At 67.2% G+C, this 19,332-nt stretch carries 19 protein-coding genes, 1 pseudogene and 1 riboswitch; of the genes and pseudogenes, 9 read left to right on the forward strand and 11 right to left on the reverse strand.

Features of this window, described 5'->3' with window-relative positions:
• The first annotated feature begins 2 nt into the window (after window positions 1-2).
• Window positions 3-458, forward strand: coding sequence for a tRNA (N6-threonylcarbamoyladenosine(37)-N6)-methyltransferase TrmO (tsaA, locus tag VHP37_06240; protein HEX2825926.1), 456 nt, complete (start codon window positions 3-5; stop codon window positions 456-458).
• Between the two features lie 126 nt (window positions 459-584).
• Here the strand turns inward: tsaA and VHP37_06245 are convergent, their stop codons facing one another.
• Window positions 585-740, reverse strand: a complete 156-nt coding sequence (locus VHP37_06245) for a hypothetical protein (GenBank protein HEX2825927.1) — start codon at window positions 738-740, stop codon at window positions 585-587.
• A 99-nt stretch (window positions 741-839) separates the two neighbouring features.
• Here VHP37_06245 and VHP37_06250 point away from each other — a divergent pair, with 99 nt between their 5' ends.
• From VHP37_06250 to VHP37_06260, 3 genes are all read left to right on the forward strand, one after another.
• On the forward strand, window positions 840-2,003 hold the full coding sequence (locus tag VHP37_06250) for an MFS transporter (protein HEX2825928.1): 1,164 nt from the start codon (window positions 840-842) through the stop codon (window positions 2,001-2,003).
• A 183-nt stretch (window positions 2,004-2,186) separates the two neighbouring features.
• Window positions 2,187-3,476 carry a hypothetical protein gene (locus VHP37_06255; protein ID HEX2825929.1) on the forward strand — a complete coding sequence of 430 codons (1,290 nt, stop codon included), beginning with the start codon at window positions 2,187-2,189 and terminating at the stop codon, window positions 3,474-3,476.
• A gap of 69 nt (window positions 3,477-3,545) precedes the next feature.
• Complete coding sequence (locus tag VHP37_06260; protein HEX2825930.1) at window positions 3,546-4,490, forward strand: TauD/TfdA family dioxygenase; 945 nt, start codon at window positions 3,546-3,548, stop codon at window positions 4,488-4,490.
• Here VHP37_06260 and VHP37_06265 read toward each other — a convergent pair.
• Window positions 4,487-6,595, reverse strand: a complete 2,109-nt coding sequence (locus VHP37_06265; GenBank protein ID HEX2825931.1) for a M20/M25/M40 family metallo-hydrolase — start codon at window positions 6,593-6,595, stop codon at window positions 4,487-4,489. The genes VHP37_06260 and VHP37_06265 overlap by 4 nt on opposite strands.
• Window positions 6,592-7,578 (reverse strand): tripartite tricarboxylate transporter substrate binding protein, encoded by a 987-nt coding sequence (locus VHP37_06270; GenBank protein ID HEX2825932.1) that lies wholly within the window; start codon window positions 7,576-7,578, stop codon window positions 6,592-6,594. Before VHP37_06270 ends, VHP37_06265 begins: the two co-directional genes overlap by 4 nt.
• A 108-nt stretch (window positions 7,579-7,686) precedes the next feature.
• Between VHP37_06270 and VHP37_06275 the strand changes: the two genes are divergently transcribed.
• The 4 genes from VHP37_06275 to VHP37_06290 all read left to right on the forward strand — a co-directional run bounded on the left by VHP37_06275 (window position 7,687) and on the right by VHP37_06290 (window position 11,151).
• Window positions 7,687-8,535: a hypothetical protein gene (locus tag VHP37_06275; GenBank protein ID HEX2825933.1), complete on the forward strand. Its 849-nt coding sequence runs from the start codon at window positions 7,687-7,689 to the stop codon at window positions 8,533-8,535.
• Window positions 8,536-8,605: 70 nt separating this feature from the next.
• A complete protein-coding gene (locus VHP37_06280) occupies window positions 8,606-9,298 on the forward strand; it encodes a DUF899 family protein (protein HEX2825934.1) in 693 nt (230 codons plus the stop codon).
• A gap of 63 nt (window positions 9,299-9,361) precedes the next feature.
• A riboswitch (cyclic di-GMP riboswitch) is annotated at window positions 9,362-9,448 on the forward strand.
• A gap of 91 nt (window positions 9,449-9,539) precedes the next feature.
• Window positions 9,540-10,394 (forward strand): response regulator, encoded by an 855-nt coding sequence (locus tag VHP37_06285; GenBank protein ID HEX2825935.1) that lies wholly within the window; start codon window positions 9,540-9,542, stop codon window positions 10,392-10,394.
• Between the two features lie 274 nt (window positions 10,395-10,668).
• Window positions 10,669-11,151, forward strand: coding sequence for a class I SAM-dependent methyltransferase (locus tag VHP37_06290; GenBank protein ID HEX2825936.1), 483 nt, complete (start codon window positions 10,669-10,671; stop codon window positions 11,149-11,151).
• A gap of 29 nt (window positions 11,152-11,180) precedes the next feature.
• On the opposite strand, the gene VHP37_06295 is transcribed toward VHP37_06290, so the two are convergent.
• The 4 genes and pseudogenes from VHP37_06295 to VHP37_06310 all read right to left on the reverse strand — a co-directional run bounded on the left by VHP37_06295 (window position 11,181) and on the right by VHP37_06310 (window position 14,294).
• Complete coding sequence (locus tag VHP37_06295) at window positions 11,181-11,507, reverse strand: putative toxin-antitoxin system toxin component, PIN family (protein ID HEX2825937.1); 327 nt, start codon at window positions 11,505-11,507, stop codon at window positions 11,181-11,183.
• An 11-nt stretch (window positions 11,508-11,518) separates the two neighbouring features.
• Window positions 11,519-11,581: pseudogene (locus tag VHP37_06300) on the reverse strand (DNA-binding protein).
• 18 nt (window positions 11,582-11,599) lie between these two features.
• Window positions 11,600-11,920 (reverse strand): type II toxin-antitoxin system Phd/YefM family antitoxin, encoded by a 321-nt coding sequence (locus VHP37_06305; protein ID HEX2825938.1) that lies wholly within the window; start codon window positions 11,918-11,920, stop codon window positions 11,600-11,602.
• Window positions 11,921-12,002: 82 nt separating this feature from the next.
• Complete coding sequence (locus VHP37_06310; protein ID HEX2825939.1) at window positions 12,003-14,294, reverse strand: xanthine dehydrogenase family protein molybdopterin-binding subunit; 2,292 nt, start codon at window positions 14,292-14,294, stop codon at window positions 12,003-12,005.
• Between the two features lie 67 nt (window positions 14,295-14,361).
• On the opposite strand from VHP37_06310, the gene VHP37_06315 reads away from it, so the two are divergent.
• Window positions 14,362-15,282 (forward strand): LLM class flavin-dependent oxidoreductase, encoded by a 921-nt coding sequence (locus VHP37_06315; protein HEX2825940.1) that lies wholly within the window; start codon window positions 14,362-14,364, stop codon window positions 15,280-15,282.
• Here VHP37_06315 and VHP37_06320 read toward each other — a convergent pair.
• The 4 genes from VHP37_06320 to VHP37_06335 form a co-directional block, all read right to left on the reverse strand.
• Window positions 15,279-16,106: a hypothetical protein gene (locus VHP37_06320; GenBank protein HEX2825941.1), complete on the reverse strand. Its 828-nt coding sequence runs from the start codon at window positions 16,104-16,106 to the stop codon at window positions 15,279-15,281. The two genes, VHP37_06315 and VHP37_06320, sit on opposite strands and share 4 nt — an antisense overlap.
• 62 nt (window positions 16,107-16,168) lie before the next feature.
• Complete coding sequence (locus VHP37_06325) at window positions 16,169-17,158, reverse strand: tripartite tricarboxylate transporter substrate binding protein (protein ID HEX2825942.1); 990 nt, start codon at window positions 17,156-17,158, stop codon at window positions 16,169-16,171.
• Window positions 17,159-17,172: 14 nt separating this feature from the next.
• Window positions 17,173-18,228: a hypothetical protein gene (locus tag VHP37_06330; GenBank protein HEX2825943.1), complete on the reverse strand. Its 1,056-nt coding sequence runs from the start codon at window positions 18,226-18,228 to the stop codon at window positions 17,173-17,175.
• Window positions 18,229-18,305: 77 nt separating this feature from the next.
• Window positions 18,306-19,328, reverse strand: a complete 1,023-nt coding sequence (locus VHP37_06335) for an amidohydrolase family protein (protein HEX2825944.1) — start codon at window positions 19,326-19,328, stop codon at window positions 18,306-18,308.
• Window positions 19,329-19,332: the final 4 nt, after the last annotated feature.

A 19,332-nucleotide genomic window follows, 5' to 3' on the forward strand; every position in this document is an offset into this window, starting at 1 on the left:
GAATGTTTCAGGTTCATCCCATAGGCACCGCGCACTGTCCGGTGGACGAGATGTCGCAGGGCAACTGGGCGACGGTCGAGTCGGAGATCCGTCTCGACCCGAGCTACGCGCCGGGGCTGCAGGGCCTCGAAGGTTTCTCGCACGTGCTCGTGCTGTTCTTTCTCGACCGCGCGCAGGGCTTCGATCTGAAGAAGCAGCTCCTGCGGCGTCCGCGCGGCATGGAAGACCTCCAGGAGCTCGGCGTGTTCGCGCAGCGCACGAAATATCGTCCCAACCCGATCGGCGTGACCGCGGTGAAGCTGCTCGGCATCGAGGGCAGCGTCGTGAGGGTGCAAGGCCTCGACGCGCTCGACGGCACGCCGGTGCTCGATATCAAGCCCTACATGCCGCCGTTCGACCGCATGGACGACGTGACCATGCCGCCGTGGGTCGGGCGGTTCATCGAAGGTTATTTCTAAGATTCGGTCATCGCGAGGCCCGCGCAGCGGGCCGTGGCGATCTCATGGCGCACGAACGGTTACGAGCGTCTCGAGATTGCTTCGTCGCCGCCGGGCGGCTCCTCGCAATGACAGCAAGACTGACCGTCAACGCGACTCGGCGGGCATCTGGGTCAGCGCCCACGCCGAGTGGACCTTGCCGCCGACCGGGTCCTTGGGCGGGCTGCGCTGCTGGGGCGGCTGCAAGGCCGGCGAACGCGCCGGCAGCGAGTGCGAACGCGATACGACGCAGCGCCATCCCATCTCCCCGCCCTGAATGATTCGGCCCGTAGGGGGCGAGCTTACCCAATTTCGGGCGGGGCGCACGCTTCGTGGGCATCGCCGTTGCGACGCCCTTTAGTGGTGTATGTTCGGCGCACTTTGACTTTCTATCTTCTCGCACTCACCGCGTTGAGCGGCACGGCGGTGCGCGCCGGCAACATGGTGCTGGTGCTGTACGCGCTCAAGCTCGGGTCCTCCGCTTTCGTCATCGGCCTGCTCGGGGCGATGCTCGCCGTGCTGCCGATGATCTTCTCGATGCCTGCCGGCCGGCTCGCCGACCGCTACGGCTCGCGCGCGCTGCTGCTGTTCTGCCTGCTGGGGAGCAGCCTCGGGCTCCTCGTCCCGTGGGCGTTTCCCGGGGTGACCGCGATGTTCGTCGCGTCGGCGCTGATCGGGCTGTCGCTCGCCATGGTGGTGCCGCTGCAGAACCTGATGGGGCTCATCAGCACCCCGGAAAGCCGCGCGCGCAACTTCGCCAACTTCAGCCTCGGCATGGGCATGGCGAACCTCATGGGCCCGCTGATCGGCGGCTTTTTCGTCGATCTGGCCGGGCCGGCGACGACGTGCCTCTATCTCGCGCTGCTCAACGTCGTGGCGATCGCGATGCTGGTGGTGCGCGGAGGCCGGCTGCCCCGTGCGCCGACCGGGCCCAAGGCCACCGGCAGCGTCTACGCGATATTGAGAATTCCCGATGTGCGCCGCACGATCGCAACCAGCAGCCTGATCAACGTCGGGCGCGACCTCTATTCGTTCTATTTCCCCGTGTACGCGCACGGCATCGGGCTGTCGGCATCGCTGATCGGCATCGTGCAGGCCGTCAACTTCGGCGCCGAGCTCACCGTGCGGCTGTTCCTCGCGCGCCTGTTGCGCACGTTCAGGGAAGAGCGGGTGTTGTCGTGCTCGTTCTTCGTCGGCGCCGTCAGCCTCGGGCTCATGCCGTTCTTCCACAGCGTGTACGTGCTCGCCGCGCTCTCGTTCATGCTGGGACTGGGCATGGGCTGCGGCCAGCCGATCATCACGATGCTGATGTACAGCTATTCGCCGAAAGGCCGCACCGCGGAGGCTTTGGGTCTGCGCATGACGTTCATCCATCTGACCAAGCTGGTCGGGCCGGTGGTGTTCGGCGCCATCGGCAGCGCGCTCGGGCTTGCGGCGATGTTCGCGCTGAACGCGGCGGTCATGGCGGGCGGCGGCGTGCTGAGCACGCCCAAAGCGAAGCAGCCCGCTTCGGAGACACTGCCGTAACGGCTGCGGGCCGACGCGCCCGCGATGGGCCGCACGTAACCCGAAGGCCTGTTCACCGGCACGCGGTGGAACTGCGCTGCGACCTTGGTCCAATACGCAGACGGCGCGCGCCGCATTAAGGTCTCTCGCGTTTATGCCCCGCTCGGGTCGAGCCGGCACGAGCGACCTTATGCGGAGGTCTCCATGAAACGTCATGTCCCGGCAGCGGCGCTGGCGCTCGCGCTGGCCGCCTCGACCCTTGCTACCCCCTCGCAGGCGCAGCAGCGTTACGAGCAGCCCGACCTGAACGCCAGCGCGCTCGCCCCGAAAGCGCTGCTGCAGGGAACCGGATACACGGTCGACGAGCGGGTGACGTTCGAGAACTTCATGCCGCGCTTCACGATCCGATCCGGACACGGCGTATGGGAGGCGCGAGGCCGCGAGATGCTCGACATCCGCGTCTCCGAGCTGTCCGCGCTCAGCCAGCTTGCCGAAGTGAGCAAGGGCGACGAATTCGCCTCCGCGCTCGGCAAAGCGGCCGTGGCGCCGGTCAAAGTCGCCGGCGATCTCGTCACCAAGCCGCTCGACACCACCGGCAAACTGGTGTCGGGCGCCGGCATCATGCTCGGCCGCGTCGGGAGCTTCGTCGGCTCGACCGCCGCGAATACGGGGGACAGGATCAGCGGCGCCGACGACGGACGCACGCCGATCGCGGCGGGCACCCCGGCGCTCCCGGCCGGAACTGCGCCGCCGCGCATGTTCGTCGGCGACCCGCTCGGTTACAACAGGGCCCGCCGCGAGTGGGCGCAGCGTCTCAAGATCGATCCGTACACGACCAACGCGCCGCTGTCCGACAAGCTCGGCGATGTCGCGAAGGTCTCGTTTGCCGGAACCTTCGCCGTCGACCTCACGCTCGGCGCGGTGGTGGCGCCGTTGCACTACTCGAGCCTTGCGTACGAACAGGGCACGCTCGAAGCGTACCAGGTGCCGCCGCTCGACCTGAACAAGCGCAACGAAGAACGGCTCAACGCGATGGGTGTCGACAGCGCCCGGGTGCGTGCATTGATCAGGAACGGCTACTACACCCCGACGCTGCAAACCATGCTGACGCTCACCCTGGAGTCGATGGGTAAGGTCGGAGGGCGCGCCGAGGTCGTGACGTTCGCCACGCGCGCGATCTCCGAAGTCGAAGCGCGCTATGTCAACAATTCGGTGGTGCTGCTCGCGAACTACGGGCGCAGCACGCCGCTCGCGCGCGTGCGCGCGTTCGACCGGTTCGTCGGCGCGCAGACGCCGGACGGCAAGCTCGTGGTCGCGCTGGCGCTCGACGTGCTGCCGTGGACCGACGTCGTGTACGCCTTCGCGAACCGTGCCGATCTGCGCGGCAAAGATCGCCAGTTGCTCGTCACCGGCACCGTTACGCCGCTGGCGAAAGAGCAGCTCGCGGCCCTCGGATGGTCGGTGCAGGACCGGCTGGCGTTCGCTGAGCGATAATCGGGGTCAGGTCCGATTTTCCGGGAAAATGTGGACCTGACCCCAATTAGGGAGGAGCGGGCCATGTCGATGTCGGTACAGGCAGTGAGGGATGCGGCGGAGCAGCAGACGGCGGGCGTCGAAATCGCGCCGATGGCCATACACATCGGCGCGGAGATTCGCGGCGTCGATCTGTCCAAGCCGCTGCCGAAAGAACACGTCAAGGCCGTTCGCGATGCGCTGCTGCGCTGGAAGGTGGTGTTCTTCCGCGATCAGCAGCTCGACCACCGCAGCCACATCGCGGCCGCGCGCCAGTTCGGCGAGACGACCGCGGGCCACGTCGTCTACGGCAGCGACGGCGAATACCCGCAGATCTACTCGGTCGCCAAGCATCGCAAGGCGAACCGCTTCCAGGGGCAGGTGCTGTTCCGGCCGTGGTCGGGCTGGCACACCGACATCACCGCCGCGATCAATCCGCCGGCCGCCTCGATCCTGCGCGGCGATATCGTGCCGCCGTACGGCGGCGACACCCAGTTCACCAATCTCGTCGCGGCGTACAACGCGCTGTCGCCGACGATGCGCGGCATCCTCGACGGCTTGCGCGGGGTGCATCGCTTCGCGCCGCCGCCGGGCGTCGACGAGACGCCCGAGTATCGCGAGCTCATGAAGAAGCGCACGCTGGTGAGCGAGCATCCGATCGTGCGCGTGCATCCCGAGACCGGCGAGCGCACGCTGTTCGTCAGCCCGTCGTTCCTCAAATCGATCGTCGGTCTCTCGCCGCGCGAGAGCCAGGTGCTGCTGGAGTTTCTGTGGGAGCACATCGTGCGGCCCGAGTTCACGGTGCGCTTCAGCTGGAAGCCGGGCAGCGTCGCGTTCTGGGACAACCGTGCGACCTCGCATCTGGCGCCGCGCGACATCTTCGATTCGGACTTCGACCGCCAGTTCTATCGCGTCACGCTGGTGGGCGACGTGCCGGTCGGCGTCGACGGCAAGCCGTCGACGAGCGTGCAGGGCGAGCCGATCGTCGCGGTTTAATCGCGTGCGGTTGCGACCGCGACGATGAGCCGGGCCAGCATCTCGAGATCGCGCAGGTCCAGCACTTCGCCGGGCGAATGACTGTAACGCCCCGGCCACGACAATCCCTGGTTCGGCGCGCCCCGGAAGGTGAACGTCGTCCCGTCGGTCGCGCCCTGCGTGAGCCCGATCTGCAGCGGAATGCGCGCGGCTGCGGCGGCGCGCTGCACGCGCGCGCGTTCCGCATCCGGCGACACGTTGGCACTGTCGATCGCGCGCAGCACCGGTCCCTTGCCGAGCGGCGTGTGCGCGAAATGCGGCGATTCGAGCGGCGTGTCCGACGCGACGAACGTGTCGACCGAATAGATGCGCGCGGTCGCGCGTCCGAAGCGTCGCGCCATGGCAGCGGCGCCGTTCAACCCGCCTTCCTCGTGCACCGAGAACGCGAAGATCACCCGGCCTGGGAGCTTGTCGGGATCGATGCGCTGGATCGCGCGCAGCAGCGCGGTGGTTCCGGCGCGATCGTCGAGCGCGCGCCCGGCGTAACGCGTGCGGCCGAGGCGCAGGCCTTCCTTGTGGCTCGTCACCGCCGTACCTACGCCGACGCCATGCGCGGCAAGTCCCGCGGCGTCCAGCCCGAACCACGCTTGGAGCGCGTCGGGATGTCTCTGCTTCGCCTCCGACCGTATCCGGAACACGCCGCGCAATGGCGGAGTCGCAGTGGCGCTCAGCGACTGCGCCTTCCAGCGCGGATCGAGGTCGTCGCCAGCGCCCGTGATCGTGCTCGGTGCGCCCTTCGGATCGAAGTGGACGAGAGCGGTCTGGCCTTCCCATGCCGACGCGGCGACGCCGCCTTGCTGCCTGAGCGTCACCGTGCCGTCTTTCGCGATCGACTCGATGGCGTAGCCGACTTCGTCCATGTGCGCCATGAACACGCTCGCAGGTCCCTGCGGCCCGGCTTCGATGGTGACGTTGCCGATGTCGTCGACGACCGCGCGCTCGCGCGCCCACGCGGGGAGTGACTCCAGGACCTTGCGGCGCACCGACCATTCGCGCCCCGGTACCGCGTGGCGCTCCACGAGATCGGTCAGCAGCGACGCGACCTCGTCGAACGCGCGCTGATCGCCGTGCACGCGAAACGCCGCCGGCCGCGGCGCCGCGATCCACGCCGGTGCAACAGTCACAGCCGCCGCTTCCGCCGCTGCCTTGAGCAGCCACTCCGCCTCCGCCGCGCGCACGATCTCCATGTGCGAGCCGGCCTGCTCGACCGACGGCGCGAGCCAGCGCACCGACTCGAGGCCGGATGCGCCGAGCACCCGGCCGAATGCGCCGAGCGCTTTCGACGGCCGCTCGTTGTCGGTGCGCGCGCTCTCGCCCGGCGCGAGCACGGTCACCGCATGCGCTCGATCGCCGTGTGCGATCAGCGAGGAGAGGCCGACCCATCCCAGGACTTCCTGCGCGCTCAGCACGAAGGTGATGCGGCCTTTCGTGCCGCCGCGCCGTGCAGCCGCAGCGATCGCAACCACTGCGGCGCAACCGGTGCGCCGTCCCGCGTCGGGACCCGCCAGCGCGCCCGCGATCGGCCATGGCGGCAGGTGACGCGCGATCGGATCGAGCAGCGCGATGCCGAGCGCCTCGACGTCGGCGCGCGATTCGGCGCCCACGTCGACCCACAGATCGTCGGCGGTGACCGGATCGGTCTCGCGCCGGTGCTGCGGCGAGAAGTGCTGGTTGGCGCGCGCAATGACACCGGCGACGGGGCCGCGAGCCGTGAGCACGCGCACCTGCTGCGCTTCGAACTGCTGGTCCCACAACGGATGGCGCGAGCCGCGGCCGATGCGATGCAGCCGGAGGTAACCGTTGTCGGTGATCTGCGTCACCGCATGGCTCGGACGATCGAGCGCGCACGCGACGATGCGATGCGGCGAGCCGGAGCCGATGGTCGTGACGAGGTTGCCCCAGCGGTCGGCGCGCCAATCGCCCAATGCAGGCGCCGTCCGGGTCTCGTAGCCCGTCGCGGCGTCGACTGCGACCCATGACGCGATGGCCGCGAGATCGGCGTCGGCGGTCTGCGCCGAAGCCGAGCCCGCTGACAGACAGACGAGAACCGCGATCGCGCGTATCAACGCGAATCGTCCACGCGGATCTTCGCTTGCGCCACCAGCTTCGTCAGGCGTGCGATCTCGTTGCGGATGTGCGCGCCGAGCTCGTCGGCGGAGCTGCCCACGGCGGTGCTGCCGTCCGCCGCGAGGCGGTCGCGCATGTCGGGCGATTGCAGCGCGCTCACCACGCCGGCGTTGAGCGCGCTCACGATGCTGCGCGGGGTCTTCGCGGGGGCGAGCAGGCAATACCAGCCATAGAACGCATAACCCGGCACGCCCGCTTCGGCGACCGTCGGTATGTCGGGCGCGGCTTCGGAGCGGCTCGCGCTCGAGACTGCGAGCGCCCTGAGCTTGCCCGACCGCACCTGCGGCAGCGAGCCGACGATCGACAGCATCGCCATCTGGATCTGGCCCGCCATGAGATCGGTCAACGCCGGCGCCGTGCCTTTGTAGGGCACGTGCACGAGGTCGACGTTCGCCATGTTCTTGAACATCTCGGTGGCGAGATGCTGGATGCCGCCGTTGCCGGACGAGCCGTAGCTCAGGACACCGGGCTTCGCTCTTGCGAGCGCGATCAGCTCCTTCACGCTGCTCGCGGGCACCGAAGGATGCACGAGCACGAGCAGCGCCTGGCGCGTGAGGAGCGAGATCGGCTGGAAGCCGTTCACCGGATCGTAGGAGGTTTTGCGCAAGGCCGCGTTGGCCGCGAAGCTGCTCGACACGACGAGCAGCGTGTAGCCGTCCGGTTGCGCTTTGGCGACGAGCTCGATGCCGGTGGTGCCGCCGGCGCCCGGCCGGTTGTCGACGACGAACTGCTGGCCGAAGCGCGAAGACAGACGTGCGGCGAGCGAACGGGCGACGATGTCGGTGCCGCCTCCGGCGGCGAATGCGACCACCGTGCGCACGGGACGGACCGGATACGGCTCCTGTGCGTACGTCGTGTGCGCCCCGACCGACAGCATCGCGGCGAACGCCGCGCACAAGGCCAACCGCGAATCTCTCCGCATGACGCCTCCCCCTCGATTGGGTCGTTAGGTTAACCCCATTCGGTCCCGTCCCGCGTTTGAGCAGCGGTGAGACCGGCGCCGCGCCGGTCGCGAACGGGAGAGCGAATCATGGATCGCGCACTATCGATGACGCGCCGCGCGCTGCTCGCGGCGGTGCTGGGACTCGCCGTAAGTGCATGCGCCGCGCACGAGCCGTTACGGGCGCCGCCGCCGATCGCGAGGCCGGGACTGGTGCAGGTGGACGTGTACGACCGCACCCGCGGTTCCCCGCTCGCGGTGTATGCCAGGGACGGGCGCCGTTACGTCGTCGGCACGCCGGGCCATGAATACGCGCTGCGCATCCGTAACACGACCGGCGGCCGCGTGCTCGTCGTGACGAGCGTCGACGGCGTGAACGTGATCTCCGGCGACACCGCGGCGGCGTCGCAATCGGGTTACGTCCTGGAGCCGTGGGGATCGGTCGAGATCATCGGCTGGCGCAAGAGCCTGGAGCGCACCGCGGCGTTCTTCTTCACCGAGCACCGGAATTCCTACGCGGCGCGCACCGGGCGCCCCAACGACGTCGGCGTCATCGGCGTCGCGGCGTTTCGCGAGAAGGAGCACATCATCTCCCGCCGCGATCAGGCCATCGCGCGCGGGCAGGCGGCGCCCGAAGCCGAATCCGCCGCGGGGCCCGCGGGCTCGAGCGCCGACGAGCTCGCGCGCCAGGAACCTTCGATGCGCCCGCCGCGCGCGTCGGCGAAGCTCGGCACCGGCCACGGCCGCGACGAAGCCTCGCGCGTGACCCTCGTCCAGTTCGAGCGCGCCACCGACAGCCCGGCGCAAACGGTCGCGATCCAGTACGACCGCCGCGAGAACCTCGTGGCGATGGGCGTGATCCCCGCGCCGTCGCCGGTCCACTCTCGGCGCGAGCCGCAGCCGTTTCCGGCCGACGTGCGCTTCGTGCCGGATCCGTGACGAGGGCCGGCCGGGCGCTTCGAGGCCGCGGCTATACTGATCGAGCCTCGATCGCCGACAGGAGACCCCGATGAGCGAACCCCGGTATCCCAACGAGAGCACAGAGTATCGCGACGCGCGCGATGCGCTCCTGAAAGACGAGCAGGCGCTCATCGACAAGGTCAAGGCCGTGGCGGAAAAGCGCCGCAGGCTGCCCCGCGGCGGCAAGCTCAAGGAGGACTACGTTTTCCAGTGGGCGAACGACGGCAAGGTCGGCAGGGACGTGAAGTTCTCGGAGCTCTTCGGCGACAAGACGACCTTGCTGATGTACTCGTTCATGTTCGGTCCGGGCTGGGACAAGCCGTGTCCGTCGTGCACCTCGCTGGTCGACGGCTTCGATCGCACCTGGTACCAGGTCACGCGCAACGCGGCGTTCGTCGCGATCGCCAAGGCCCAGCCCGAGCGCATCAACGACTGGGCGCATCAGCGCGGCTGGTCGCAGATCGAGCTGGTTTCCGGCTTCAAGGCGACCTACCAGGCGGACTATAAATGCCAGGGTGACTCCGACGACATGCAGCGGCCGGTGATGCATGTCTTCAGGCGGGAAGGCGCCGACATCTTCCATTTCTGGGGCACCGAGCTCGGAGCGAACCACGTCGACACCGTGTGGGCGTACTGGAACCTGATGGACTTCACCCCGGAAGGCCGCCCCGACATCCCGACGCCGCCGCAGGTCTTCAGGTCCGAGTTCCTGGAGAAGCACTATCTCGACAAACAGTCATAGTTCCGATTGCCTCGACCGTGTCGAACGCCACAGAACGCGGCTGCCCGAACGTGTAGCCTTCACCCGTCGAAAGGGCAAACCCGTCGAAAGACGGCGACGCAAAGTCACCGGCCTAAGGAGCGCGCGCTCTACGGTAGCGGGACCGCCGAACGTGAGCCTTTCCCGGGCCGACATCAGTCCGCGCCCGTTGCCGCTCCTTCAGCGCCTTTCAGTTGACGCCATCCGACATGGGAGACGCTGAATGAACATAGTCATCGTAGACGACGATCCGGTAAGCCTGACCGTGATGAAGGAGATCGTCGCCAAGCTGCCGCAGTGCGACGTCCTCGCGTTCAGCGACCCGACGGCGGCGCTCGATCACTGCCTCGACAACCCGCCCGACCTCGTCATCGTGGACTTCATGATGCCCGAGATCGACGGCGTGGCGTTCAGCCGCGTGCTGCGCATGAGCCGTTCGACGCACAGCGTGCCGATCGTCATCGTGAGCGCCGCGATCGACGCGGGCATCCTGAGGAATGCGCTGCAGCAGGGCGTCGACGAATTTCTCCTGAAGCCGTTCACCTTCGTCGAGCTCCAGACCTGCGTCAGCGAGCTCCTGGGCCTGAAAGCGATGCAGGGCCAGCTCGCGAGCAAGCAGCTGCTGCTGACCGCGATCGAGACCGATGCCGCGGAGCAGCGTGTGAAGCTCAGCGTGCTCGGCCGCCACATGAGCCAGGCCAGGCTGGGCGGGGACCCGAGGCTGCTGTCGCGCGTCGCCGAGCTCGTGCTCTACCACGCGCCGGACGTGCTGAGCCGCATCCGCGAATCGCTCATGAACGAGGATTTCGACGCGGTGGTGCAGGACGTCGTGCTGCTCAAAGGCGCCGTCACCTCGCTCGAAGCGCCGCAGCTCGCGACGTGCCTCGACAACCTCGAGCTGCACGCGCGGGACGGCAACGCCGTCGGGGCGAGCGCGTCCTTCGCGTTCACGCAGGCGCTCGCCGAGCGCCTGCTGATCGAGCTCGCGCCGTTCGTGCGGCAGGGCCACAGCGCAGACGTCGCGGCCGCGCACGTGCGCGAGATGAGCGTCGACGAGGCGCTGGGGTTGGCCAGGTAGGGATTCTGCGTAGGGTGCGTTAGTCCTACTGTGTCATTGCGAGGAGCCGCGCGCGCGGCGACGAAGCAATCCCGAGGCGCTCGGGACGGCTCGTGCGCCACGAGATCGTCGCGGCTCGCTGTGCGAGCCTCGCGATGACACAGTACGATTAGCGGCGATAGCCGCGTAACGCACCGCTTCCACCTCCTTCGAAGTGTGCTGGCCCGACGGCGCGGTCACCCGTTGCGGACCGTCGGCGCCCGCGTTCCGATGCAGCCTGCACACCAGCGCCGCGGTGCGCGCGCTGCTCCTGCGCAGCGACCTGCGCCTCGGCGAAGCTTTCCTGCGCGGGAAGTCGACATCGAAGGCGATGAAACCCGGCGGCCGGGTCTTCCTCGACGCGTGCAGCTCACGCGTGAAGTTTCCGTTCTCCGCATTCATCAAGCGGCACATTTGGCCGGGGAATGCGACGCCTTTGGTCCCGCATGAATATCTCGAAGCGGTGGCTAAGAGTCCGTTCGAGGTGCTGAAGGTCGTCGACGATCGCGAGAGCTATCGCCTGACGACGTTGGAATGGGCGAAGCGGTTGGAAACCGCGCGGAGCAACATCGTTGCGAGATGGGGCGAGCGGCAGTTCCGGCGGTTCCAGCTCTACCTATGGGGTTGCGCGCATGGATTTGGAGACCATGAGTTCGGCGCTTATCACATGGTATTACAGAAGCTGGACGACCAGCGCGCCCGGCAAGCGAGAAGAGCCGGCTGGGCAAGATTGCCCTGACGCGATGCGAATTCGTCAGTACTGTATCGCTAGCTTCCGTGCCTGCGCCAGAATTCCGCGGGATTCACGATGGGGTAGCGCTCAGCGAGTGCGAGCAGATCATCATCCCCGGTGATGAGGTAATCGGCCTTCGCCGCGATGAAAGTGCCGAGCACGGGCACATCGGCGACATCGCGTGAAACGTTTGGATCGAGCGGTTCGGGCTCCACCAGCGCGGTCTGGATCGCTAGAAGGTCGATGAAATCAGCGAAGTCCTGAGGCTGCCACTGAAGGCGATGGTTCAGTCGAGGCAGGACGCGTCCAAGCTCTTGTAGTATGTATGCGACAGGATGACGTCGATGGCGCCTTGCCGCCATGCGGCCAGGATGCGCCCCGGAGTGCTGCCGGGGTACGCGATGCCGGACACAAGAACATTCGTATCCAGCACCACGCGCAGCGTGGGCAAGGATCAGCCTTTCTTGCGTTTCGCAGTTCGAGCAGGCTCGCTGCGTTCTGCCTTGAGCTCGCCGCGCGCTCGTGCGGCAGTCTGTTTGATCTCCGCCATTCCTTCGCCTTCGGGGACGTCTGCATAGGCTTCGGCCAAGCGGGCGGAGAGGGCGTCGAAGCGCTCCTGCATGCGCCGGATCCGCTCGAAGAGCTTGGCATCGATCAACGCGGCGACGGGGCGGCCGTCTTTGGTGATGACGATGCTGTCCTTGCGAAACTGGACTTGGTTGATCATTTCGCCCAGGTTCTGACGAAATGCGACGGCACTGATCTCGGTGATCATGATCGGCGTTCCATATTGACCGTATCGATCATGATGGTTTCGGCGCTGCGGTCTCGCAAGGGAGCGCCGAGATTGTCTGCGCCTACCGCGCGGCCTCGCTAAGCGCCCGCCACACCCGCGCCGGCGTCAGCGGCATATCGATCGCCTTCGCTCCAACCTGCCGCAGCGCATCGTGCACTGCCCCGACGAGCACGGGAATGGAAGCAGTGCAGCCTGACTCTCCCACACCTTTGACCCCCAGCGGGCTCACCGTGCTCTTCGTCGGATGCTCCTCGCCTTTGATGCCCGGAATCAACCCCGCCCGCGGCATGTAGTAATCCATGAAGGAAGCGGTCAACGGCTGGCCCGACTCGGGGTCGTAGTACACCTGCTCGCCGAAGACCTGTCCTGCGCCCTGCACGACGCCGCCGTGCAGCTGCCCTTCGACGATCGCGTGGTTGATCACCACGCCGATGTCGTCGACCGCGCAATACGAGACGACCTCGGTGTGGCCGGTGTCGGGATCGACTTCGACTTCGGCGATGTGGCAGCCGTTGGGATAGGTCGAGCCGAACTTGCCGTCGGCCATGTAGGAAAGCGTCTTCTCTTTCGCAAGGTCAGCGAGCGCGATCACGCGATCCGACGCATCGGACTTGAACTCGCCGTGGGCGTACGACACCTGCGAAGGCTCGACGCCCATCTGCAGCGCGGCGAGGGCCTTGCCTTCGTCGATCAGCTTCAACGCCGCGAGGTGGCACACGCTGCCCGCGCCGACGGTGCTGCGCGAGCCGCCGGTGCCGTTGCCCTTGAGCGTGGTGCCGGGTTCGCACTGCCGGAGCTTTACTTTCTCCAGCGGGATCTGCAGCGCGTCGGCGACGATCGAGCCGAACGTGGTCTCGTGGCCGTGGCCCTGGGTCTTGCTGACCGTGAAGAGGCTGACCGTGCCGCTCGCGTCGAGCCGGATCTCGACTTCGTCGGCCGGCGCGTTGCCGAGGCCGGTGTTCTCGATGACGGTCGAGATGCCGATGCCGCGCAGCTTGCCGGCCTGCTTCGACTTCTCGCGTCGCGCGGCGAAGCCGCCCCAGTCGGCGAGGTCGAGCGCCTTCTTCAGAACCCCCGGCATGTCCGCGATCTCGTAGCTGCCGCCGCTCGGCGACGTATAAGGAAACGCGTTCGGAGGAATGAAGTTGCGCCGGCGCAGCTCCGCCGGGTCCATCCCGATCTCGGCCGCGGCCTGGTTGACCAGGCTCTCGACGGTGTAGGCGATATCGGGCCGTCCCGCGCCGCGATAGGCGCCGATCGGGGTGGTGTTGGTGATGGGGATGCGATAGGTGCCGTAGAGCGCCGGAATCGCGTAGACGCCGGTCATGCAGTTGGTCGTGTTGCGGATGTGTCCCTGCGCGCCGGGCGAAAGATACGCGCCGAGGTCGACGATCCAATCCAGGCGCATCGCCAGGAACTTGCCGTCCCTGTCGAGCGCGAGCTGGCCGTAGGCGATCATGTTGCGGCCGTGCGTATCGGTGAGCAGGCCTTCGGTGCGCCGGCCGACCCATTTCACCGGCGCGCCGCACTCTTTCGCGGCGATCATCAGCGCCGCGTATTCGGGATACGCGCCCGAGCGCTGGCCGAAGCCGCCGCCGACGTCGCGCGCTTCGAAGATCAGCTTCTCCTGCGGCACCTTGGTATACGCCGAGAGCTGCGAGCGCAGCGTGCCCACACCCTGCATCGGCGAGTGGATGCGATAGGTGTCGGCCTTCGCGTCGTAGGCGACGAGGCACGAGCGCGGCTCCATCGGATTCGGCGCGACGCGCGTCGAGATGACCTTGGCCTTGGTGATGTGCGCGGCCTGGGCGAACGCCGCTTCGACGGCTTTCTCGTCGCCGACCTCGTGCTCCCACGCGAGATTGCCGGGCACCTGGTCGGAGAGCAGCGGCGCGCCTTGCGCCAGCGCGCCTTCCGGATCGGTGACGCTCTGGAGATCGCGATACTCGATCTCCACGAGATCGGCGGCATCCTGCGCTGCGCCCGCGGTGTCCGCGACGACCAGCGCGACCGCTTCGCCCACGAAGCGCACTTTCTTGTGCGCGAGCACCGGGCGGTCGGGCGCCAGCGCCTTCATGCCGTTCTTGCCGACGAACTGCATGGTGTGCGGCGCTCTGGTGTAGCCCGCGCGCACCGCGTCCTCACCGGTGAAGATGCGCTTCACGCCCGGAGAGGCGAGCGCTTTCTCGATATCGACCGAGACGATCTCGGCGTGCGCGCGGTCGGAGCGCACGAAATGGCCGTAGAGCTGGCCGGCGACGTTCCAGTCGGATGCGTAACAGCCGGCGCCGGTGATGAGTCGGAAGTCTTCTACGCGGCGGCCGTCGTGATGCTCGTGTGCTTCGTTGCTCATGGCATTTTCCTCCCTGCGGTAGCATCGCAGGACTTCCGGCGACTTTCAATGCCGAGCGAGAGACACGATGGCGATCAAGGACCGCATACCCGTAGGCATCTCCCTGCCGCACCGTTCACCCGAGGCGATCGACGCGTCGACCGTGCGGCACTTCGCGCAGCGCGCCGAGGCGCTGGGCTTTCGCGACCTGTGGGTGACCGAGAACACGCTCGACTGGGTCTTCAGCTTCGATCCGGCGCTGGTCCTGACCTACGCCGCGGCTGCGACCACGCGCATAGGCCTCGGCGTCGCGGTGTGCGTGTTGCCGGTGCACAACCCGAGCCACATCGCGAACCAGTACGCGACGCTCGATTACCTCTCCGGGGGCCGGGCGATCCTCGGCCTCGGTCTCGGCCGCGAGCACCACTATGCGGAATTCCAGATACCGATGGAGCGCCGCGTGCGCCGGCTGCGCGAAGGCGTCGACGTCGTGAAGGCGCTGTGGACGCAGGACGAGGTCGATTACAGCGGCGACTTCTACCGGCTGGAGCACGCGCACATGGTCATGAAGCCTAAGCAGAAGCCGCGTCCGCCGATCTGGATGGGCGGCGACCACCCCGACGCGGTGCGGCGCGCGGTCGCGATGGGCGACGGCTGGATCAGCGCGGGCGGGGCGAGCACCGAGCGATTCGCGCAGTCGGTGCAGATCGTTCGCGAGGAGCTCGACAAGCTCGGGTGCGATCCGGCGAGCTTCGCGATCTCGAAGCGCGTCTTTCTATCGGTGGACGAGAGCCCCGCTGCGGCGAAAGCCGAGCTCGACCGCTGGTATCAGATCGTCTACCGCCGGCCCGGCGGCGCCGCCGACTCGGACGTCTACGGCACGCCCGAGCAGGTGAGGGAGCAGCTCGAGCGTCTGGTGGAGGCGGGCGCCACTCACCTGCTGGTCAATCCGGTCGCGCGGTATGACGAGCAGATGGAGGCGCTGGCGAAGGTGGCGGGATTGGCCTAGCCCGCTTTGGGTCTGCTCGGACCCTCGAGTGCTCGCGCCACGAGAAGTATCGCGCCGATACACGCGATCCATGCGGGCACGAGAACGAAAGCGGTGTCGGCCAGCCAGTCATGTCCGGCTATCGCGCGTAACTCGGTGCGGTCGAGAATCCATGCGACGACCAGCACATAAACCATCGCGATCACGGGCCCGAACAGGATGGTTGCCGTCTGATTCGTGCTCGGCCGCTGTCCGGACTGCATTTGCGTGGTCATGCCGATCAGCGGAAGGAGGGGAAGGGCGCCTGCTTTCCCGAGCATCTCGTGAGAGTCGGCGAAGGCGTGCGCGATGACGAGCAGGCAACCCAGCAACGCGCAGAAGCGCCAAAGCCATGCGTCGCGCCACCAACTCGTCGCGTCACGAAGCCCTTCGACGGGGGATAGCGGCGCGTAACGATGGCTGGTGAACAGGGCCGCGCCAAGGAAAATCGCGATCGCCAGAATTTGCCATCGCAGGGTGAAGGATGGCGCCGGCCAGGCAACGAGCAGCCATAGACCGAGCGCGGCGAAGGCTATAGGCACCGCAAATCGCTGCGCGAAGCGAGGCCGTGCATCGAGGGCGGCGAGCAGAGCCAGGCAAAGCGCTCCGTTAAGGCAGATCATGGGAAACATACTCGCGGCCTTGGTGGTGACGCCGCTCGACCCGGTCATTGCCAACGCCATCCCGTTCAGCGCAGGGAACGTGAGCATCATTCCGGCTTTCGACGGCTGGGCGCCCTTAGCCCATCGCCGGTAGATCGCAAACGCTCCAGTTCCGACCGCCAGCTTGAGGAGGAGCTCCAGCATGTCGTCATTCGCGCGGACTTCGCGCGGATTGCGACCGGTCAGTCCTGGATGTCCCGTCGGGGTTACGGCAAGACATCGACGGTGATCTTCGTGTCCTTGATCAGCTTGGTCCACGCCTGGAGATCGGTTTTGATCAGGTCGCGAAAGCCGTCCGGCGTGCTGGTCGCGAGCTCGAGGCCGGCCTTCTCGAAGCGCGCCGAGACCTCGGGTGAGTGCAGGCCTTTCACCATGATCTCGTTCAAGCGCGCGACGGTCGCTTTCGACGTGCCCGCCGGCGCGGCGATGCCCCACCAGCCGGTGTTGTAGTAGCCGGGCACCGCCTCGGACATCAGCGGGATCTCGGGATAGGCCTTGATGCGCTGGGTGTGCCCGACGCCGAGCACGCGGATGCGGCCGGCGCGGTGATGCGGCATGAGCGAGAGCAGGCTCGTGACGATGGAGTGCACACCGCCCGCCACGAGGTCGTTCATGGCGATGGCGCTGCCCTTGTAAGGCACGTGCACGAGGTCGATACCGGTGAGCGTCATGAGCTGGGCGGCGCCGAGATGGTTCGGCGTGCCCACACCCGGTGAGGCGACCATGTACTTGCGCGGCGCGGCCCTCGCGAGGTCGATGAATTCCTTGGTGGTCTGCGCGGGAACGCTCGCGGTCACCGCGAACGCGTACGGCACGTAGGTCGCGAGCCCGATGTGCTCGAAGTCTTTCACCGAGTTGTACGGGATCTTCGAGCCCATGAGCGCCGGTCCCGATACCATGCCGCCGGTCGTCGCGAGGAGCAGCGTGTAGCCGTCCGGCGCCGACTTGCTCGCGATGCCGTGGCCGACGGTCGCACCCGCACCGGGACGGTTGTCGATGACGACCGGCTGGCCGAGCGCTTTATGGAAGAGCGCCGAGACTTCGCGCGCGGTGAAATCGGTGCCGGAGCCGGGCGGATACGGCACGATCATGCGGATCGGGCGGGTGGGATAGCCGGTCTGGGCGAAAGCGGCGGTAACCGTTACGAGGCTCGCAACTCCGAGCGCCCATGCAAAAGCGCGATGTTGCAACATCATCTCTTACGCTCCTCTCAGATGCAGACTACGGTGTAAGCGTCCTCCACGCCTGCGGGCAGGCGGTATTCGTTCCACGAGTCCCCGGAATCCTCGGTGCCGAAGACCTGTCCGCCGCGCGCGATGCAGTACACGCGGGCAGGGTCGTGCGGATGCACCGCGACGCCCATCATCGTGGATTCGCATTGGATGCCGCGGTCGAAGCGCTGCCACGTCTCTCCCAGGTCGCCGCTGCGATAGACCGAACCGGCGGTGCTGAACGCCGCCTGCGAGAGACACGCATACATCACGAGAGGATCGTGCGGCGAGACGATCACGTCGCGGCAATAGGTCAGCGGCGAAAAACGGCCGATCCGCATGTCGTGCCAGTTCGCGCCGCGGTCGTAGCTGCGAAAAAGACCCATGCGCAACGCGAGGAACGCGGTGCCGGGCGCCGCCTTGCTGATCGCCAGCGCATGCGAATCGAGCATGCCTTCGCAATCGCCGCACGCGCGGCCGCCGACGTTGCTCTTGAGATGCGGCTCTGCGCAGAGCTCGATGAGAGGCTCCGAGACGTCGCTCCAGGTTTCGCCGCCGTCGCTGCTGCGAATGACGCCGCTCACTTCGAGCGCGACGTAGACGTCGTCGGGACGGCTCGGATCGACGGTGATGCGGATGGTGCGCGTGTCGAAGCCGTCTTTCTCGCAGTGCGCCGGCGAGCGGGCCGTCGTCACCTTGGCCCACGTGTCGCCGCCGTCCTCGCTGCGATACAGGGCGACCGGCGCGAGACCGGCATACAGGATGTTCGGCCGCGTGGGATGGATGCAGAGCGACCACACCACGGCGTTCCGCTCGGGGAAGCCGAGCCGCTCCCAGCGATTGCCGCCGTCGGTGCTGCGATAGGGACCGTCCTGCGTGCCGGCGTAGATCACGTCGGTGTTCTGGGGATGGATCGCGAACGCGCGGACTTCGACGTTCTCGGGCAAGCCGTTCTTCAGCGCCTGCCAGCCGCCGTTGCCGACCTCGCGGCGGAACAGGCCGCCTGCTCCAGAGGGTGAATGCCCTGCGCCTGCATAGATGCGCGTTGCCGTCATCGTCTCCTCCCGCGTTGTGCGGCTATGGAATAATCGGGGTCAGGTCCACATTAACGTAAATGTGGACCTGACCCCATTTACGCGATCCGGTAGACCCGCGCCGCGGTGTCGTGGAACATCGCCGCGCGCTCGCTCGCCGAGTACTGCCTGGAGAAGCGCTTGAACGCGTTCCACATCACGTTGTACGAGAACGAGACTTTGTCCACCGGGAAGTTGCTCTCGAACATGCAGCGCGACGGCGTGAACTGCTCGATGCAGTGGGTGAGGTAAGGCGCCATCGCGGTTGCGAGCTCTTCGGAGCCGATGGGTTTTTCACGCGTGTGCCAGTCGAAGCCGCAGCGGATCATCCCCAAGCCGCCGAGCTTGACGACCACGTTGGGACACTGCGCAACGGCCGCCATGCCCTTGCGCCAGCTCTGCATCGTCTCCTCGCGCTTGCTCTCGTACGGTCCGGTACGCAGCACGCCGCCGACGTGGTTGAGGATGATGGTGAGCTCGGGCACCGCTTTGGCGAATGCCGCCATCTCCTCGAGCTGCGACTCGAAGCACCAGCCTTCGAGCGTGAAACCCATGCCTGCGAGCACCCGCGCGCCGGCGCGGAACTGCTCGGTCGCGAGCTGCCCCTGCGCCTTGTGAGCCGCGGTGTTCTCGACTTCGGGATGCGGGTCCCAGGTCACCGAATGGCGAATGCCGCGGAAGCGGTTGGGGCTCGCCGCCTGCAACGCTTGCAGCACGGGCTCCACACGCTCGCCGAGGTTGAGGTTGGCGTGGCCGATGATCGCTGCGGCGGCGCGCGCGGGACCGTACAGACCGCTCGCGCTCGCCGCGGCCTGACCCTGCACGTATTCCACTTCGCCGACCGGACGCATCTCTGCGGGACCTTCGCTGCGGTACATCGAGCGGCACTCGATGAACACCGTCGAGCGCACATTGTGGCCGCTGCCGATATCGGCGAGCAGCTCGTCGAGCTGGTAACGCTGATAGGGAATGCGCGCGGCGCGGCGATCCCACAGGTGATGGTGCGGATCGCAGATCGGTAGATTCGGTTCGAGCGGCGCTTCCGTGGTCAGCGCGTGCCAGTCATTGCCTCCGAGGGGCATGATT

This window comes from Burkholderiales bacterium (genome assembly GCA_036262035.1).
Classification (GTDB): Bacteria; Pseudomonadota; Gammaproteobacteria; order Burkholderiales; family SG8-41; genus JAQGMV01.

Excerpts from the sequence above, each read along its gene's own strand:
- VHP37_06320 (HEX2825941.1), bottom strand. The coding sequence starts at position 16,106 with ATGCTGGAGCTCCTCCTCAAGCTGGCGGTCGGAACTGGAGCGTTTGCG.
- VHP37_06245 (HEX2825927.1), bottom strand. The coding sequence starts at position 740 with ATGGGATGGCGCTGCGTCGTATCGCGTTCGCACTCGCTGCCGGCGCGT.
- VHP37_06275 (HEX2825933.1), top strand. The coding sequence starts at position 7,687 with ATGGATCGCGCACTATCGATGACGCGCCGCGCGCTGCTCGCGGCGGTG.
- VHP37_06295 (HEX2825937.1), bottom strand. The coding sequence starts at position 11,507 with ATGGCGGCAAGGCGCCATCGACGTCATCCTGTCGCATACATACTACAA.
- VHP37_06305 (HEX2825938.1), bottom strand. The coding sequence starts at position 11,920 with ATGATCACCGAGATCAGTGCCGTCGCATTTCGTCAGAACCTGGGCGAA.
- VHP37_06270 (HEX2825932.1), bottom strand. The coding sequence starts at position 7,578 with ATGCGGAGAGATTCGCGGTTGGCCTTGTGCGCGGCGTTCGCCGCGATG.
- tsaA (HEX2825926.1), top strand. The coding sequence starts at position 3 with ATGTTTCAGGTTCATCCCATAGGCACCGCGCACTGTCCGGTGGACGAG.
- VHP37_06285 (HEX2825935.1), top strand. The coding sequence starts at position 9,540 with ATGAACATAGTCATCGTAGACGACGATCCGGTAAGCCTGACCGTGATG.
- VHP37_06260 (HEX2825930.1), top strand. The coding sequence starts at position 3,546 with ATGTCGGTACAGGCAGTGAGGGATGCGGCGGAGCAGCAGACGGCGGGC.
- VHP37_06325 (HEX2825942.1), bottom strand. The coding sequence starts at position 17,158 with ATGATGTTGCAACATCGCGCTTTTGCATGGGCGCTCGGAGTTGCGAGC.
- VHP37_06280 (HEX2825934.1), top strand. The coding sequence starts at position 8,606 with ATGAGCGAACCCCGGTATCCCAACGAGAGCACAGAGTATCGCGACGCG.
- VHP37_06310 (HEX2825939.1), bottom strand. The coding sequence starts at position 14,294 with ATGAGCAACGAAGCACACGAGCATCACGACGGCCGCCGCGTAGAAGAC.
- VHP37_06330 (HEX2825943.1), bottom strand. The coding sequence starts at position 18,228 with ATGACGGCAACGCGCATCTATGCAGGCGCAGGGCATTCACCCTCTGGA.
- VHP37_06335 (HEX2825944.1), bottom strand. The coding sequence starts at position 19,328 with ATGCCCCTCGGAGGCAATGACTGGCACGCGCTGACCACGGAAGCGCCG.
- VHP37_06255 (HEX2825929.1), top strand. The coding sequence starts at position 2,187 with ATGAAACGTCATGTCCCGGCAGCGGCGCTGGCGCTCGCGCTGGCCGCC.
- VHP37_06315 (HEX2825940.1), top strand. The coding sequence starts at position 14,362 with ATGGCGATCAAGGACCGCATACCCGTAGGCATCTCCCTGCCGCACCGT.